This window comes from Sphingopyxis sp. LC81, from assembly GCF_000756375.1.
Taxonomy (GTDB): Bacteria; Pseudomonadota; Alphaproteobacteria; order Sphingomonadales; family Sphingomonadaceae; genus Sphingopyxis.
Map to the genome: position 1 here is coordinate 27,668 of NZ_JNFD01000018.1, position 16,861 is coordinate 44,528.

Annotated in this window: 17 protein-coding genes and 1 tRNA gene; 12 read left to right on the top strand and 6 right to left on the bottom strand. The window is 66.2% G+C overall.

The window, feature by feature from the left end; genetic code table 11:
* Positions 1-194 precede the first annotated feature (194 nt).
* The 5 genes from xylB to sciP all read left to right on the top strand — a co-directional run bounded on the left by xylB (position 195) and on the right by sciP (position 4,941).
* On the top strand, positions 195-1,649 hold the full coding sequence (gene xylB, locus FG91_RS09380) for a xylulokinase (protein WP_037514430.1): 1,455 nt from the start codon (positions 195-197) through the stop codon (positions 1,647-1,649).
* The gene (gene xylA, locus FG91_RS09385) at positions 1,646-2,959 is read left to right on the top strand and encodes a xylose isomerase (RefSeq protein ID WP_037514432.1); all 1,314 of its coding nucleotides are present in this window, start codon (positions 1,646-1,648) and stop codon (positions 2,957-2,959) included. Before xylB ends, xylA begins: the two co-directional genes overlap by 4 nt.
* Positions 2,959-3,816: an aldose 1-epimerase gene (locus tag FG91_RS09390; protein WP_037514433.1), complete on the top strand. Its 858-nt coding sequence runs from the start codon at positions 2,959-2,961 to the stop codon at positions 3,814-3,816. Before xylA ends, FG91_RS09390 begins: the two co-directional genes overlap by 1 nt.
* A gap of 169 nt (positions 3,817-3,985) precedes the next feature.
* A complete protein-coding gene (locus tag FG91_RS09395; protein ID WP_037514434.1) occupies positions 3,986-4,447 on the top strand; it encodes a MaoC family dehydratase in 462 nt (153 codons plus the stop codon).
* A 212-nt stretch (positions 4,448-4,659) separates the two neighbouring features.
* Positions 4,660-4,941, top strand: coding sequence for a CtrA inhibitor SciP (gene sciP, locus FG91_RS09400; protein WP_037514435.1), 282 nt, complete (start codon positions 4,660-4,662; stop codon positions 4,939-4,941).
* Between the two features lie 113 nt (positions 4,942-5,054).
* Here sciP and FG91_RS09405 read toward each other — a convergent pair whose 3' ends face one another.
* The 4 genes from FG91_RS09405 to FG91_RS09420 form a co-directional block, all read right to left on the bottom strand.
* Positions 5,055-5,411 (bottom strand): hypothetical protein, encoded by a 357-nt coding sequence (locus FG91_RS09405; RefSeq protein ID WP_037514436.1) that lies wholly within the window; start codon positions 5,409-5,411, stop codon positions 5,055-5,057.
* A gap of 28 nt (positions 5,412-5,439) precedes the next feature.
* Positions 5,440-5,988, bottom strand: a complete 549-nt coding sequence (locus FG91_RS09410; RefSeq protein ID WP_052187463.1) for a hypothetical protein — start codon at positions 5,986-5,988, stop codon at positions 5,440-5,442.
* A gap of 219 nt (positions 5,989-6,207) precedes the next feature.
* Positions 6,208-7,683 carry a sulfatase family protein gene (locus tag FG91_RS09415; RefSeq protein ID WP_052187464.1) on the bottom strand — a complete coding sequence of 492 codons (1,476 nt, stop codon included), beginning with the start codon at positions 7,681-7,683 and terminating at the stop codon, positions 6,208-6,210.
* An 8-nt stretch (positions 7,684-7,691) separates the two neighbouring features.
* Complete coding sequence (locus tag FG91_RS09420) at positions 7,692-8,765, bottom strand: LacI family DNA-binding transcriptional regulator (protein WP_037514438.1); 1,074 nt, start codon at positions 8,763-8,765, stop codon at positions 7,692-7,694.
* A 212-nt stretch (positions 8,766-8,977) separates the two neighbouring features.
* On the opposite strand from FG91_RS09420, the gene FG91_RS09425 reads away from it, so the two are divergent.
* The 6 genes from FG91_RS09425 to FG91_RS09450 all read left to right on the top strand — a co-directional run bounded on the left by FG91_RS09425 (position 8,978) and on the right by FG91_RS09450 (position 14,911).
* Entirely contained in the window at positions 8,978-9,367 is a 390-nt protein-coding gene (locus FG91_RS09425) for a c-type cytochrome (protein ID WP_052187465.1), read from the top strand.
* Positions 9,368-9,408: 41 nt separating this feature from the next.
* Positions 9,409-10,317 (top strand): ThuA domain-containing protein, encoded by a 909-nt coding sequence (locus FG91_RS09430; protein ID WP_052187466.1) that lies wholly within the window; start codon positions 9,409-9,411, stop codon positions 10,315-10,317.
* Positions 10,314-11,453 (top strand): Gfo/Idh/MocA family protein, encoded by a 1,140-nt coding sequence (locus FG91_RS09435; RefSeq protein WP_037514439.1) that lies wholly within the window; start codon positions 10,314-10,316, stop codon positions 11,451-11,453. Before FG91_RS09430 ends, FG91_RS09435 begins: the two co-directional genes overlap by 4 nt.
* A gap of 13 nt (positions 11,454-11,466) precedes the next feature.
* Positions 11,467-12,522, top strand: coding sequence for a sugar phosphate isomerase/epimerase family protein (locus tag FG91_RS09440; RefSeq protein WP_037514440.1), 1,056 nt, complete (start codon positions 11,467-11,469; stop codon positions 12,520-12,522).
* Between the two features lie 64 nt (positions 12,523-12,586).
* Positions 12,587-13,213 carry a gluconate 2-dehydrogenase subunit 3 family protein gene (locus tag FG91_RS20965; protein ID WP_052187467.1) on the top strand — a complete coding sequence of 209 codons (627 nt, stop codon included), beginning with the start codon at positions 12,587-12,589 and terminating at the stop codon, positions 13,211-13,213.
* Positions 13,214-13,228: 15 nt separating this feature from the next.
* Positions 13,229-14,911: a GMC family oxidoreductase gene (locus FG91_RS09450; RefSeq protein ID WP_037514441.1), complete on the top strand. Its 1,683-nt coding sequence runs from the start codon at positions 13,229-13,231 to the stop codon at positions 14,909-14,911.
* Positions 14,912-15,053: 142 nt separating this feature from the next.
* On the opposite strand, the gene FG91_RS09455 is transcribed toward FG91_RS09450, so the two are convergent.
* Positions 15,054-15,128 (bottom strand) — tRNA-Gln (locus FG91_RS09455).
* 56 nt (positions 15,129-15,184) lie between these two features.
* Positions 15,185-16,270: a branched-chain amino acid aminotransferase gene (locus FG91_RS09460; protein ID WP_037514442.1), complete on the bottom strand. Its 1,086-nt coding sequence runs from the start codon at positions 16,268-16,270 to the stop codon at positions 15,185-15,187.
* A 77-nt stretch (positions 16,271-16,347) separates the two neighbouring features.
* On the opposite strand from FG91_RS09460, the gene FG91_RS09465 reads away from it, so the two are divergent.
* On the top strand, positions 16,348-16,860 hold the full coding sequence (locus FG91_RS09465; RefSeq protein WP_037514443.1) for a MarR family winged helix-turn-helix transcriptional regulator: 513 nt from the start codon (positions 16,348-16,350) through the stop codon (positions 16,858-16,860).
* Position 16,861 lies beyond the last annotated feature (1 nt).

Sequence of the window (16,861 nt, forward strand, 5' to 3'; positions counted from 1 at the left end):
AGCGGCAGCGGCGGCGCCGGTCTCTGGACGAAGGGCGGGCGCCGACCGACCCGCGCGCATCAACGGTCTTGCGGAGTCAAATATCATGTGGCTATGGTAGCGCTATCTTATATCAGCGATCGCGAGCGACAACGGTCGGCACGCGACGAAATTCAAAACCGGCGCGCAGCCGCCGGCGACGGGGCAGGAATATTATGTTTCTAGGAATCGACATCGGCACCTCGGGGGTCAAGGCGGTGCTGATCGACGACCGCGGCGCGATTCGCGAACAGGCGACCGCGCCGCTGTCGGTATCGCGCCCGCACGATCTGTGGTCCGAACAGGATCCGGCCGCATGGTGGGCGGCGACCGAAGCGGCCGTGCTCGCCCTGCCCGCCGATCTGCGCCGCGCTGTGCGCGGGGTCGCGCTCGCGGGCCAGATGCACGGTGCGACGCTGCTCGACGCGGACGACGCGCCGCTGCGCCCCGCGATCCTGTGGAACGACGGCCGCAGCTTCGCCGAATGCGCCGAACTCGAAGCGCCCGAAATCGGCCTGCGCGCCGCGACCGGCAATGTCGCGATGCCCGGCTTTACCGCGCCCAAGCTGTTGTGGGTGCGCCGTCACGAACCCGCGCTGTTCGACCAGGTCCGCAGCGTGCTGCTGCCCAAGGATTATGTCCGGCTGCTGATGACCGGCGACAAGGCGTCCGACATGTCGGACAGCGCGGGCACCCTGTGGCTCGACGTCGCCGCACGCGACTGGAGCGATGTGATGCTTGGCGCGTCCGGCCTGACGCGCGAGCATATGCCGCGCCTTTATGAAGGCACGGCGGTCACCGGCCAGCTGCGCGCCGCGGTCGCCGACGCATGGGGCATGGACCGGGTTCCGGTCGCCGGCGGCGCGGGCGACAATGCCGCGGGCGCCGCCGGGGTCGGGGTCGTTCGCGATGGCGATGCGCTGCTGTCGCTCGGCACCTCGGGCGTGATCTTCGTCGCGACCGAAAGCTTCCGTCCCGATCCCGCGCGCGCGGTCCACGCATTCTGCCATTGCCTGCCCGGCCTGTGGCACCAGATGAGCGTCCACCTGTCGGCCGCCTCGGCGATCGACTGGGCGGCACGCGCCACCGGCGCCGGTGACGCCGCGACGCTCGTCGCGCGCGCCGAACAGGCCGGCATCGCGAGCGGCCCCGAAATCTTCCTCCCCTATCTGTCGGGCGAGCGCACGCCGCACAACGACCCGCATATTCGCGGCGCCTTCCTCGGCCTCGATCATGACAGCGACGCCGCGCGGCTCGGCCAGGCGGCGCTCGAAGGCGTCGCGTTCGCGCTCGCCGACGGGCTCGACGTGCTGCGCGCGGCGGGAAGCCGCGTCGAGCAGCTCAGCGTCGTCGGCGGCGGCGCGCGATCCCTTTATTGGGGCCGGATCATCGCCGCCGCACTCGGCGTCCGCCTCGCCTATCTCGACGGCGGCGAGGTCGGCCCCGCGCTTGGCGCCGCCCGGCTCGCGCAGGCCGCGGTCACCGGCGGCGCGATCGACGAAATCTGCGTGCCGCCCCCGGTCAGCCACATCATCGAGCCCGACGCCGACCTCTGCGACCGGCTCGCCCCCAAGCAATCGCTTTTCCGTGCCGCCTATGCGCGGCTTGCCAACAAGGACGACAATCAATGAGCAACGACTATTTCGCCGCGTTCGATACGATCCGTTACCAAGGCCCCGACGCCGCCGACGACCTCGCCTATCGCTGGTACGACAAGGACCGCGTCGTGCTTGGCAAGCGCATGGAAGATCATCTGCGCTTCGCGGTCTGCTTCTGGCACACCTTCTGCTGGCCGGGCAGCGACGTGTTCGGCGCGGGCACTTTCAGCCGCCCGTGGCAGGCCGGTCCCAATGACGCCGCCGCGGCGAAGGCGAAGCGCGAAGCCGCATTGGACTTCGTCGCCAAGCTCGACGTCCCCTATTATTGCTTCCACGATGTCGACGTGATGGCCGACGCCGACGACGCCGCCTCGTTCCGCCGCAGCTTTGCCGAAGCGGTCGATCATCTCGAGGCGCTGCAGGCGCAGCACGGCCGCAAGCTGCTGTGGGGCACCGCGAACCTGTTCGGCCACCCGCGCTATATGGCGGGCGCCGCGACCAATCCCGATCCCGAAGTCTTCGCGTGGGGCGCGCTGCAGGTGCGCGACGCGCTCGAGGCGACGCACCGCCTCGGCGGGTCGAACTATGTCCTGTGGGGCGGCCGCGAAGGTTATGACACTTTGCTCAACACCGACATCGGCATCGAGCAGGAGAATTTCGGCCGCTTCCTGTCGCTCGTCGTCGAGCATAAGCACAAGATCGGCTTCACCGGATCGATCCTGATCGAGCCCAAGCCGCACGAGCCAACCAAGCATCAATATGATTTCGACACGCAGAGCGTCTACGGCTTCCTCAAGCGCTTCGGGCTTGAAAAGGAGGTCCAGGTCAATATCGAGGCGAACCATGCGACGCTTTCGGGCCACGAATTCGAACATGAAATCGCGATGGCGCGCGCGCTCGGCATTTTCGGGTCGATCGACGCCAACCGCGGCGATCCGCAAAATGGCTGGGACACCGACCAGTTCCCCAATTCGGTCGAGGAGCTGACGCGCGCGATGATCGAAATCCTGCGCGCCGGCGGCTTCACCAATGGCGGGTTCAACTTCGACGCCAAGGTCCGCCGCCAGAGCATCGATGCCGCGGACCTGTTCCACGGCCATGTCGGCGGGATCGACACGATCGCGCACGCGCTGCTCAAGGCCGCGGCGATCATCGAGGACGGCCGTCTCGACGCCTTCCGCGCCGAGCGCTACGCCGGATGGAATGGAGAGCTGGGTCAGGCGATCCGCAGCGAAGGCGCCAGCCTCGCCTCGATTGCCGACCTCGCCGCCGAACGTCAGCTTGCGCCCGAACGCCGCTCGGGCCGCCAGGAATGGTGCGAAAATCTGATGAACCGCTTCTGATGATCGAATTGGCCGCGGGTCCCTACCGCCTCGCGCTCGAACCCGAAAGAGGCGGCTCGATCGCCCGGTTCGAGTATGAGGGTGCGGCGCTGCTGCGCCCGACCTGCGGCCCCTCGATCCTCGATACCGCCTGCTTTCCGCTCGTTCCTTTCTCGAACCGGATCGCGAACGGGCGGTTTCAGCATGACGGGCGCGAGGTTCGCCTCGCACCCAATTTTCCCGGCCGCGACCATCCGCATCCGCTCCATGGTTTCGGATGGCTCGCGGCGTGGGAGATCGTCGACGCGGGCAAATGCGAAGCGCGCCTCCGTCACGTCCACGACTCCGGCGAATGGCCGTGGCGCTATGAAGCCGAACAGCATTTCGCCCTGTCGGATGGCGGGCTCGACTGCCGCCTCTCATTGGTCAATCGGGGGGACTCCCCGATGCCCGCCGGGCTCGGCTTCCATCCCTATTTCCCGCGCGACGACCGGACACGCTACGTGGGTCTGCATCGCGGCGAGTGGCAGAATGATGCCGACGGCATCCCGCTGGAACTGCGCGAGATGCCGCGCCCGATCGACTGGTGGCGCGGCCCCGTCGCGGCGCGCGCGGTCGATACCGTCTATACCGAACGATCGGGGCCGCTGACCATCGCATGGCCCAACCGCGGCCTCGCGCTGCGCCTCGATCCCACCGACAACCTGCCCTTCACGGTCGTCTATTCACCAACGGACAGCGACGCTTTCTGCGTCGAACCCGTCAGCCACATGACCGATGCGATCAACCGGCCGCATAGCCCGAGCGGGCTTAGCTGGCTCGGTCCGGGCGAGCGCATGACGGTCGGCCTGCGCCTCGTCGCCGCCGCATTCCATTAGGCGGTTGAGCGGGCGAAAATCGACCCGTCCGACAACGGAAAAGACAGACGCGCCACAGCCGGCCTGCATGATTGAGGCAGGCACCAGCATGGACTATAGGCGGCCGCGAAATTCTCACGGCCGGTGTCCCGCTGCGGGCCCCAACCGCGCCGGGAACAACGGAGCCCCCATGTCGAAATCGCTTTTTCTGGATGATTTGCAGGTCGGCCAGCAATGGCATGGCGGCCCAATCGAGATGACCGAGGCGGATATCATCCGCTTCGCAAGCGAATATGATCCCCAGCCGATGCACATCGACTCCGCGGCGGCCGCGAACGGTCGCTTTGGCGGCATTATCGCCAGCGGTTGGCACGTGGCCTCCGTCGTGATGCGCGATTTTGTCGAAGTCGCCCCATTCGGCAACACGCCGCTTCTTGGCCTCAAAATCGACGATCTGACGTGGCGCGTACCCGTGCGGCCCGGCGATGTGCTTCGCATCACGCGCGAGGTCGTCGACATCGCGCGTTCCAGAAGCAAGCCGGACCGGGGCGTGCTGACCATGCGAATGACCGTTACCAATCAGGAGGGCGCGGTCGTGATGGCGTTCACCAACCTCATCCAAATGCCAACCCGGCCCGACATCGATAGCTAAGCTGCTGTAGCCGCAACCGGCCGATAGCTGCCCGTCGGCGAGCGGCGACATTGAGGCAGTTCGAGCCTGCACGACAGGGCCCCGACCGCCCCAGCGACGACGAACGGTTCACCGCATCGCGCGCCTTCCGGCAAGTTTTTGTTAACCCCCTTCCTGCACATTTCGGGCGGGGGGCACAAAGCGGCGCAGGCCGCGCGAATGGAGAGTTCGCAGTGCTCGAATATGAAACAAGGCCGGCATCGGTCATGGGGCCGCTGGGCCGGCTCACTCTCGACGATCTGCCGTCCTCGTCCACGGCGCACTGGGTCAGCCGCCGCAAGGCCGAAGTGCTGGCCGCGATCGATGGCGGATTGCTCAGCCAGAACGAGGCCTGTGTACGATACCGGCTGAGCGTCGAGGAACTTGCCGCCTGGCGGCGGTCGATCGATCGCGCGGGCATCCCCGGTCTTCGCATCACCAGAACGCAGGAATATCGCAATCGGTTGGGCAGATGATCAATCGATGCCGGGCGTCCCCACACGCTCGGCAACGGTTGGGCGGCGCGGGCAGACTGGTCCCTCTCGCGCCGCCCTTTCCAAATGCTTTGCTCGGCACCGATGGAATCCGATCATATCGGCGAATGCTGGTGAAACGCCAGCTTCCAACCATCGGGGCGCCGCACATAGGCTGAACTGACGAGCGCCGCATAGGGCTCGCCATCGGCGCGCGTCACATCCGCCCGGTAGCTGATGATCGCAAAATCTTCGTCATTATCCAGAAGCTGACGATCCCCCATCGTCAGGTCGCGCCAACGATTGGCGTTGGTCGCCGTCGCCGCGACCTCTTCGCGCGAATGCACCGCATGCATTTCGCCCGCCTGCGGAAAGGCGAGCAAGCACCGGCGGTCGACATGCTTCAGGAAATGATCTTTGCCGTCGAGCCAGAATCCTCGCTCGATGTCATAAAGCTCCTTTTCGAGCGCCATCTCATTCTCCCTTCCAGCGCGCGCGGGATCAACCGCCCTTCTTCTGCGCCCGCGCCGCCCTGACGCCCGCGAGAAACTGCTTTTCATCGACCTTCATCGCCAATCCTCTCGCCGACAGGAAAAATGCGGCGCGCGGCATGGTTATATTGCCTTCGCTGGTCGCCAGCACCGCGCCTTGAGGCGCGATCGCGGTCACCTTGCCGAGTACCGCGGCGCCGTCGGCGCTCCGCACTTCGGCGCCCGGCTTCAAGGCTCCGTCGACCGCCGCCGCATCGGCCTCGGCCTGCCTCAGGACGGCGACGATCTTCTGCTTCGGGGCTTTCAGCGCCGGGCCCTTCGCGCTCTTCACAATGGCATTCTTCGGAACCACCAGCCCGTTGCCGTCAATCGACACAGCCACCCTGTCTCCCGACACTTTGGCGATCTGGCCGACTTCTTCGCCATTCTGGTCATAAACCTTGGCACCCACGACCAGCGAAGCGGCAGGCGCTGGCTCCTGCGCCTGCGCGGCGGGGCCAGCGAGCGGTGTCGCGCTTGCAAGGAACAGCGCGGCGAGTGGGCCGAAGGATTTGGGCATGAAGCGCTCCTGTCGAACAAATATGCCCGAGCGTGCCGCATCGCGCGACCGCGTGCCAAATGCGATGTTGCCCGGCCGTGCAACCGACGCGGCGAGCCGACGTCCTCACCAATCGGCGAAGACATCGGTCGGCCCGAAAGAGGGGGCCCATTTCGGGCGGCCACTGCGGAAAAATGTCCGATTTGCTGCGCAATGCCGACTCTCCTTGGCCGGCGCCACTCACTCGGCGCGTCGGACCCAGCCTCTGGGATTGCCCGCCATATTGGCGTTGCGCGCCTCGAGCGCGGCCTTCAGCCGGCGTACCGCGTCGGGATATTTCATCGCGACATTATAGGATTCGTCGGGATCGACCGACAAATCGAACAGCCACGGCCCTTCCTGCGAAGCGATTGCCAGGCGCGAATTGCTGGTGGCGTAAATATAGGGCTGCTTCGCGAAATATTTGAACCGCCCGTCGCTGACCGCCGCGAGCCGTTTGCCCGCGTAGAAATAGGTAAAGTCATGAGCCTTGTCGGACTTGCCGTCGAGCAGCGGGCGCAGGCTGGCGCCGTCGATCATGCGGTCCTGTGGGAGCGGCAGGCCGATCCAGTCGAACAGGCTGGGCAGGATGTCCGTCCCCATGGCCATCGCCGGGATCGCCCTTTTGCCGGGGATGCCTTTCGGCCAGTGGATGATGAAGGGCACATGCGTTCCGCCCGCAAAGCTCTGCCCCTTGCGCCCGCGCGCCTGGCCGGGACTGCCTTGATACCAGGGGCCATTGTCGCTGGTGAGGATGACGATGCTATTGTCGAGCTGGCCGCTGGCCTTGAGCGCACCGACAATCTTGCCCACACCGTCATCCAGCCCTTCGACCACGTCGCCGTACAGCCCGGCGGCGGACCGGCCCGCCTTGTCCTTGGGTACGGCCAGCGGCTGATGCGGGAAATTATGTGCGAAGTAGAGGAAGAAGGGCGCCTTGTCGGTCGCCGACTTCTGGATGAACGAAATCGCTTCGCCGGTGTAGAGCGCGTCGATCCGCGTCTGATCGGCGGGAGCAGCCACCGCGACCTTGTCATTTCGGTAGATGGCAAAGGGCTTCATGTCGTTGCTGTAATGCGCGCCATAAAAGCTATCGAAGCCGAATTGGTTCGGCAGGTACGGCGCATGATCGCCAAGGTGCCACTTGCCGATCATCCCGGTGCGATAGCCATCAGCCTTGAGCACCTCGGCGATGGTGACTTCCTCGGCGGGCAAATGATTGGCGTTGCCGCCGGCATAGAGCGCCAGGCGGATCGGGCTATCGCTGGGGAACAGCACTTCGGGCACCGCCGCGCGCGGCGGCAGACGGCCCGTCATCAGGGCCGCCCGCGACGGCGAGCAGACGGGCGAAGCGGAGTGGAAATTGCTGAGCACCACGCCATCGCGCGCCAGCGCATCGATGTTGGGCGTGCGGATCGCCTTGCTGCCTGTAAAGCCGAAATCGCCATAGCCCAGATCGTCGTAAAAGATGATGACGACATTCGGACGCGGGGCATCGACGCGGTCCGCGGCGCGGCTGGCGACAGTCTTCAGATAGGATGATTTGCTGGCGATGCGATCGGCGTCATCCGAAGGCTTGTTGGCCCATATCTGATAGCCTGCATAGAGCAGGAGCCCCAATATGCAGGCGAGCGGAAGCGCCAGGACGAGTCCCAGAATCTTGAAGATGCGTTTCATGCAAAGGTTCACTTTTCGTGGGGCTGGGCGTCCGATGCGCGCTCGACCAGGGTGAAGGCCAGTTCCTCGTGCAGCGGCGCCCGCACGTCCGGCGAAGCGGCGGCGCGCACCCGGTCCGCGAGCCGCAGCATCGCGCGATGCGCCATATCAGCGACAGGCTGGCGGATCGTCGTGATTTCGGGCCACACGGCGCGCGCCATCGCGGTGTCGTCGAATCCGCACACCGTCAGGTCGTGCGGCACGTCGAGGCGGTGGCGATGCGCGAGCGCGATGACCGCCGCCGCCATATCGTCGTTGCTCGCGAAGATCGCGGTCGGGCGCGGCACCTGCGACAACAGGCGCTCGGATGCGTCGAGCCCCGAACGATAGGTGAAATCGCCCGGCACGATCAGATCCGGATCGACATCGAGCCCCGCGTCGCGGAGCGCGCGCGCATAGCCCGCCTGGCGCAGCGCGCTCGCGGTTTGGTTCGGGTCGCCGGCGATGAAGCCGATCCGGCGATGGCCGAGCGCCAGCAGGTGACACGTCATCGCATGCGCCGCGCCCTCGTCGTCGATCGACACGGCATCGGCGAAGGCGACCGGCGCGCCGGTCGCGATCTGCGCTAGCGGCAGATTCGAAGCGCTGAGCGCCGCAAGCAACGCCGCATCGTCGCAAAGCGGCGGCGGCAGCAGCACCGCGTCGATGCGATGGTCGGTCAGGCGCTGGGCGAGCCGGACCGGGCTGTCACCGCCGTCCCAATGCTCGACGACAAGCTGCGCGTCGGTCTCCGAAGCGCCCGCGAGGCTCCCCACCAGAAACTCGCTGAGATAGGCCGCGCTGGGATTGCTGTGCAGCAGCGCGATACGGCATTGCGGCCGCCCGGCGAGGCTGCGCGCGGCGGGATTGGGAACGAAATCGAGCGCGGCGATCGCCGCCTCGACGCGCGCACGCGTTTCGGGAAGGACATTGCCCAGACGGTTGATGACACGCGAGACCGTCATCGGCGAGACGCCCGCCTGCCGCGCCACATCCGCTACCGTCAGTTCGCCGCTTCCTCGCCGTACGCGCGGGCGGCGTTTTGGTTGTTCTGCCCCGTCCATTCCCCTGACCTATGGTCGCGATACGGCGAACGCAAGGGCAAGAGAGCGCTTGCTCAAAGAAAATGATACCGCTAACACGATTGAAAGAACCAAAGACCTCGGGAGAGTGAGAATATGCACGCGCCAACCCGCGCCGCAGCCCGATAATGGGCCTGACCCGCATATCGCCGCCCCTTTTCCCGCTCCGCCCCGAATCGACGCAAGGAGTTCGAATGAAAACCGCAGCCCTTCTTCCGGCACTGGCCGCTGCCCCGCTGCTCGCGCTGGCACTGCCGTCGCCGGCCCCCGCGCAACCGGCCGCCGCCGCGCCGAACGGCGAGCAATTGTTCAAGCAGCGCTGCCAAGCGTGCCATCAAGTGGCGGCGGGCCGCCCTGCCTCCGCCGGCCCCAATCTGGCGGGTGTCGTCGGCCGCAAGGCGGCGTCGACGACGTTCAACTATTCGCCCGCGCTGAAGGGATCGAAGCTCGTCTGGACCGGCGCCAATCTCGACCGCTATCTGACCGCACCGACGCGGATGGTTCCCGGCACCCGCATGGTCATCAATGTCGCCAATCCCGCGCAGCGCGCGGCGATCATTCAATATCTGTCGCACGCCCGCTAAACCCGCCGAAGAGCCGGTTCGCATAGGGGAGAGTAAAAGTCATGATCCGCAAGATCGCGCGCGCCGCGCTGATCCTTTTCATCGCGCTGCTGGCGCTGATCGGGCTGTTCGCCGCCTATCACTGGGACACCGTCCAGCGCCTCTTCCTCGGCGGCCTAAAGGTCTATGAAACAACCCCGCCGGCGCTGCCCACCGACATAAGGCGCCCGGCGATCCTCGTCTTTTCCAAGACCAATGGTTTCCGTCACGACGAAGCGATTCCGGCCGCCAATGCGATGTTCGCCGCGCTGGCAAAGGAAAAGAACTGGGGTATCTTCCAGACCGAGAATGCCGCGACCTTCCGCCCCGATATCCTCGCGCGCTTCGACGCGGTGGTGTTCAACAACGTCAGCGGCGACGTCTTCACGCCCGAGCAGCGCGCCGCCTTCCAGGCCTTCGTCGAAAATGGCGGTGGCTATGTCGGCCTTCACGCCGCGGGCGATGATTCGCACAAGGCGTGGGGCTGGTATCAGGACAAGGTCATCGGCGCCCATTTCATCGGGCATCCGCTGTTCCCGCAGTTCCAAAAAGCACTGATGCGGATCGAGGATCACAAGCATCCGGCAACTGCGCAGCTCGGCGCGACCTGGGCGCGCACTGACGAATGGTATTCGTTCGATCGCTCGCCGCGCCAGCCGGGCATTAGCATTCTCGCGACGCTCGACGAGGCGAGCTACAGCCCCAAGGGCCTGTTCGAAAAGGATCTTTCGATGGGCAAAGACCACCCGATCATCTGGTCCCGCTGCATCGGCAAGGGCCGCGTCCTCTATTCGGCGCTTGGCCACACCGCCGAATCCTTCGCGGAGCCGCAGCACCGGCAATTGCTGGCGGGCGCGGTTGCGTGGTCGCTGCGCCTCGAAGGCGAAGGCTGCGACGCCCCGGCGCCCGCAACCAAGAAGACGGCGCAATGAACCCGGTCCGCTATGGCATGATCGGCGGCGGACAAGGCGCCTTCATCGGCGGCGTCCACCGCACCGCAGCCGCTATCGCGGGGAACTGGCGGCTCGTTGCGGGCGCCTTTTCCTCGACCCCGGCCAAGGCGAAGGCGTCGGGCGCCGAGATCGGCGTCGATCCCGCGCGCACCTATGGCTCGTGGGCCGAGATGCTCGAGCGCGAGGCGGCGCTGCCGCCCGAAATACGCATCGAGGCCGTGTCGATCGTCACCCCCAATCATATGCACGCGCCGCCCGCGGTCGCCGCGATGGAGGCGGGCTTCGACGTCATTATCGACAAGCCGCTCGCCGACAGCCTCGCGAACGCGCAGGCGATCGCCGGCGCCGCGGCGCGCACCGGGCGCCGCATCGGGGTGACGCACACCTACACCGGCTATCCGCTCGTCAAGCAGGCGCGCCGACTCGTCGCGTCGGGCGATTTCGGCAAGGTACGCCGCGTCGCGGTCAAATATACGCAGGACTGGCTGTCGCGCGCGAGCGACCTTGCGGGCAACAAGCAGGCCGAATGGCGCACCGACCCGGCGCGATCGGGCGACGCCGGCGCGTTTGGCGACATCGGCACCCATGCCGCGAACCTCGTCGAATTCATCACCGGTCAGCGCATCGCGTCGATCTGCGCCGAACTCACGATGCTGGGTGGCCGCCGCATCGACGATGACGGCGCGGCGCTGCTCCGCCTTTCCGGCGGCGGGCGCGGGACATTGACCGCGAGCCAGGTCTGCGTCGGCGACATCAACGATCTCGCGATCTCGGTCTATTGCGACGAGGCGGGGCTGCACTGGCGCCAGCAGGAGCCGAACACGCTGCGTGTCGGCTATCGCGACCGGCCCGACGAAATCTGGCACGCGGGTGCCAACCGCGCCTATCTGGCCGGCGACATATTGGCGATCCAGCGCACGCCGGGCGGCCATCCCGAAGGCTATCTCGAAGCCTTCGCCAACATCTATGCCGCGTTCGGCAATGCGATCCGCGGTGAGGACGCCGCTGGCGACGAGCCCGGCTTCGCCACGATGGACGACGCCATCGCGGGTATGAACTTCATCCGCGCCAGCCTTGAATCCAGCCGCGGCGGCGCGGTCTGGGTCGATCTTTGAAAGGACAAAAGCCATGAAGGGCCCCGCCATCTTCCTCGCCCAGTTCGCCAGCGACGAGGCGCCGTTCAACTCGCTCGATGCGATCACCAAATATATGGGCGACCTCGGCTATAAGGGCGTGCAGATTCCGACGTGGGACGCCCGGCTGTTCGACCTCAAGCTCGCCGCCGAGAGCCAGGATTATGTCGACGAGATCAAGGGCGTCTGCGCCGCGAACGGCGTCGAGGTCACCGAGCTGTCGACCCATTTGCAGGGCCAGCTCGTCGCGTCGCACCCCGCCTATGACCGGCTGTTCGACGGCTTCGCGCCCGCCGAAGTCCATGGCGACATTGCTGCGCGCACCGCATGGGCGGTCGATCAGGTCAAGCTCGCCGCCAAGGCGAGCCAGCGCTTCGGCTGCACCGCGCACGCGACCTTTTCGGGGGCGCTGCTCTGGCACACCGTCTATCCCTGGCCTCAACGCCCGGCGGGGCTGGTCGAGGAAGGTTTCGCCGAACTCGCGCGGCGCTGGAAACCGATCCTCGATACCTTCGACGAATGCGGGGTCGATGCCTGCTACGAGCTGCATCCGGGCGAAGATCTGCACGACGGCGTGACCTTCGAGCGCTTCCTGGGTGCCGTGGGCAATCACCCGCGCGCGAACATCCTCTACGACCCGTCGCATTTCGTGCTGCAACAGCTCGACTATCTCGCCTTCATCGACATCTATCACGAGCGCATCAAGGCGTTCCACGTCAAGGACGCCGAGTTCCGTCCGAACGGCAAGGCGGGGGTTTACGGCTCCTATTCGGGCTGGGCCGAGCGCCCCGGCCGTTTCCGCTCGCTCGGCGACGGACAGGTCGATTTCGGCGCAATTTTCACGCAGCTCACGCACCATGGCTATGCCGGCTGGGCGGTGCTCGAATGGGAATGCGCCTACAAACATCCAGAACAGGGGGCCGCCGAAGGCGCGCCGTTCATCGCGCGCCACATGATCCGCAAGGCCGACAAGGCGTTCGACGATTTCGCGGGGAGCGGCGTCGACGCGGCGTTGATCCGCGATGTGCTCGGCCTCGGCGGACCCAATTGACTTGCCAGAACGCGTGCAGCGGCGCGCGCTCTGATCCCCAATCCAGCGTCAAGGAGTGACGTTTATGCTAGACCTTCCTTCTCTCGACCGGCGCGCGCTGCTCGGCCGCGCGGCGCTGCTGCTCGGCGTGACGGCGGCGGGCGGCCTCAGCGCCCCGGCGCTGGCAGAGGCGGCCGCGCGGGCGAAACCCTTTCTCGCCGCGCCGGCCTTTGCGCTGCTCAGCGCGGTCGCCGACACGATCATCCCCGTCACCGATACGCCGGGCGCGGTCGAAGCGCGCGTCCCGGCGCTGCTCGATGGTTTGTTCGCCAATTGGGCTTCGGCGGAGCGCAAGGTCGAACTCGCCGCGGCGCTGACGCGTATCGATGCGCGCGCGCAGAGCGAGCATGGCAAGCCCTTCGCCGCGCTCGCGCCCGAGGTGCGCACCACCCTGCTCGCCGCGCACGATGCCGAGGCGCTGAAGCCCGCACCAAAGGACAAAGGCGTTGGCAGCGCCGGCCTGTCGCTCGGGCTTGGCACCGGGGCCACCGACCCCGGTTACGCCAAGCTCAAGGATCTCGTGATCATCCTCTATTACAGCTCGGAAATCGCGCTGACGCAGGAGCTCAGCTACGAGCACGCGCCCGGCGAATGGAAGCCCTCGATCCCCATTACCCCCGACACGCGCCCCCAGGGCGCTGGCCCCTATTAAGCGAAGGAAATCCAGATGTTTGACGCCATCGTCATCGGCTCGGGCATGAGCGGCGGCATCGCTGCCAAGGAATTGTGCGAACGCGGCCTCAAGACGCTCGTCATCGAGCGCGGCCGCAAGATCGAGCACGGCGCCGACTACACCGACTGGATGCAGCCGTGGGAAACCCCCAACGCCAACATGATCCCCGAGGAGGAACTCGCGAGCGACTATGCGGTCCAGCGCCAATGCTATGCGGTATCCGCCGCGACCCAGCAATATTGGGTGAAGGACAGCGAGCATCCCTATACCACCCCCGCGGACAAGCCGTTCGCGTGGATCCGCGGCTATCATCTCGGCGGGCGCTCGCTGATGTGGGGGCGCCAGTCCTATCGCCTCGCGCCGATCGATTTCGAGGCGAATGCCAAGGACGGCCACGGCGTCGACTGGCCGATCCGCTACGACGACCTGGCGCCCTGGTACGACCATGTCGAACGCTTCATCGGTGTGTCGGGATCGAAGGAAGGGCTCGATCAGCTTCCCGACGGCGAGTTCCTGCCGCCCTTCGGGCTCAACGACGCCGAAATCCAGTTCAAGCAGGCGGTCGAGGCGAAATTCCCGGGCCGCAAGGTCATCCCCGGGCGCGTCGCGAACCTGTCGCACGCGCAACCGCACCATGAGGAACTCGGCCGCACCAGCTGCCAGAACCGCTCCCTGTGCGAGCGCGGCTGCACCTATGGCGCCTATCACTCGAGCCTGTCCTCGTCGCTCCCGGCCGCGGAGCGCACCGGGAACCTGACGATCGTCACCGATGCCATCGTCCATTCGATCGTCCATGACCCCAAGACCGGCAAGGCGACGGGTGTCCGCGTGATCGACACGCACACGAAAAAGCACCGCACCTATGAGGCGAAGGTCATTTTCGGCTGCGCCTCGACGATCGGCACCGCACAGATCCTGCTCAATTCGAAATCGCAGGCCTTCCCGACCGGGCTCGCCAATTCGTCGGACATGGTTGGCCGCAATCTGATGGACCATGTCTATGCGGTGACGGTGGTCGGCGTGCTGCCGGGCGGCCCGAATAGCTATTATCACGGCCGCCGCCCGACCGGGCTCTATATTCCGCGCTTCCGCAACGTCACCGAGAACGGCGATTTCCTGCGCGGCTTCGGCTATCAGGGCGCGGTGTTGCGCCCGGGTTGGCGCAGCACTTTGCTCGGCAAACCGGGCATCGGTGCCGAGCTCAAGAAGCGCGGGCGCGGGCTTGCGCCATGGGTGGTCGCGATGGCCGGTTTCGGCGAAATGCTCCCCAATCCCGACAACCGCGTCACGCTGTCGGACAAGACCGACCAATGGGGCATGCCGATCGTCCATATCGACTGCGCAATGGGCGAAAATGAGCACAAGATCGCCGAGCAGATCGTCGCGGACGGCAAGGCGATGATCCAGGCCGCGGGCGGCTTTGTGCTGTCGGGCGAGAGCAAACCCGGCGTGCCCGGGCTTGGCATCCACGAAATGGGCACCGCGCGCATGGGCAAGGATCCGAAGACATCGGTGCTGAACAAGTTCAACCAGGCACACGATGTGCCGAACCTGTTCATCACCGACGGGTCGGCGATGACCTCATCGGGCTGCCAGAACCCGTCGCTCACCTATATGGCGCTTTCGGCACGCGCCGCGGATCACGCCGCCAAGCTCTTGAAGGAGGGCGCGATCTAACGGCACGGCGGTGGAAAGGCGGGAGTTCGTCACGCCTTCGGGCGCCAACCGATCGGCCTGCATCTGGCGGGGTCTGTCGTCGTGACAGACTCCGCTTTGTACCGGAATTTCCACGTTTTCAGCCAAATCTCGCAGATCCGGCTGGCTGGGGCGGCAGGATTCGAACCTGCGAATGGCGGCATCAAAAGCCGCTGCCTTACCACTTGGCGACGCCCCAACAGGCCGGTGCGAGCGCGTCTATAGCGCCTCTCGGCCGCTTGGCAAGCTAGCCGATCAGAGGCGGGTAACCCAGCCGTGCGGATCGGCGGCGCGGCCGCGTTGGATGTCGACGAGCTTGTCCTTGAGCTTCGTCGTCACTTGTCCCGGGCCGCCGGCGCCAATCGTGAAGCTGCTCTCGCCGCGCGTCACCTTGCCCACCGGGGTCACCACCGCGGCGGTACCGCAGGCGAAGCTTTCGGTCAGCTTGCCGCTTTCCGCATCGGCCTGCCACTGGTCGATCGCATAGGGTTCCTCGCGCACCGTCAGCCCGGCGTCGCGCGCCAGCGTGATGATCGTCTCGCGCGTGATGCCAGGCAGGATCGTGCCGGTCAGCGGCGGGGTGACGATGCTGCCGTCGTCGAAGACGAAGAACATGTTCATGCCGCCCAGTTCCTCGATCCAGCGACGCTCGGCGGCGTCGAGGAAGACGACCTGGTCGTGCCCCTTGGCGATCGCCTCACGCTGCGCAACGAGGCTGGAGGCGTAGTTGCCGCCACATTTGGCGGCGCCGGTGCCGCCCGGCGCGGCGCGGGTATAATCCTCCGACACCCAGAGCGAGATCGCGGGGGCGCCCGACTTGAAATAATTGCCCACCGGCGAGGTGATGACGAGGAACTGATATTCGGCCGCCGGCTTCACACCGAGGAAGACTTCGCTCGCGAACATGAAGGGGCGGAGGTACAGCGCGCCGCCGTCGACCTGCGGGAACCAGTGCGCGTCGGCGGCGACGGCTTCCTTGACCGCGGCGATGAACAGTTCCTCGGGCAGTTCGGCCATCGCCATGCGGCGCGCGCTGGCATTGAAGCGCGCGGCATTGGCCTCGATGCGAAACAGCGCCATCGAGCCGTCGTCGAGGCGATACGCCTTCAGCCCTTCGAAAATTTCCTGCGCATAATGGAGCACCGCGGTCGCGGGATCGAGCGACAGCGGGCCGCGCGGCATCACCTGCGCATCATGCCAGCCCTGCCCCTCGGTATAGCGGATCGACACCATATGATCGGTGAAGACGCGCCCGAAGACCGGGTCGGCAATCGCCGCCGCCCGTACATCGTCCGCGATCAGATTGGGGTGCGGCAGATGGGTGAAGGCGGGAGCGGACATGCGAAAACACCTGTGTTTGCTGGTTTAGGGAGCGCGCCTCTTGCCAAAGACGGGCGCGGCGCGCAACGGTAGCGACTATGCCGGATGAAAATTTTCTTTCACAAGTACCCGCTGCCTCTGCTCTTTTCTTGCGCGAAGACGAAGTGCGCCGCGGCATCGAATTCCTCCTTTTCGCGCACGCCTCGTTGTGGCGCGCGATCGATGCGCGGCTCGCCGAAAAGGAGCTGGGCCGCGCGCATTACCGCGCGCTCTATTTCATCGCGCGGCAGCCGGGGCTGACGATTTCGGACCTGCTCGCCTTGCTCGGCATCACCAAACAGTCGCTCGGCCGCGTGGTGAAGGAGTTGGAGGCGCGCGAATATCTGACGACGCGCCCGGGCAATCGCGACCGGCGGCAAAAGGAGCTGCGCCTGACCGATGCCGGCCGCGCGGCCGAGACGGTGATCTTTGGCCTGCTGCGCGACACGATGAGCCGCGCCTATACGCATGCGGGGCAGCAGGCGGTGACGGGGTTCTGGCAGGTCAGCGAGGCGCTTGTCCCCGCCCGCGAACGCCGCCGGATCGCGATGCTGGGGAAGGACGCCGGCTAGA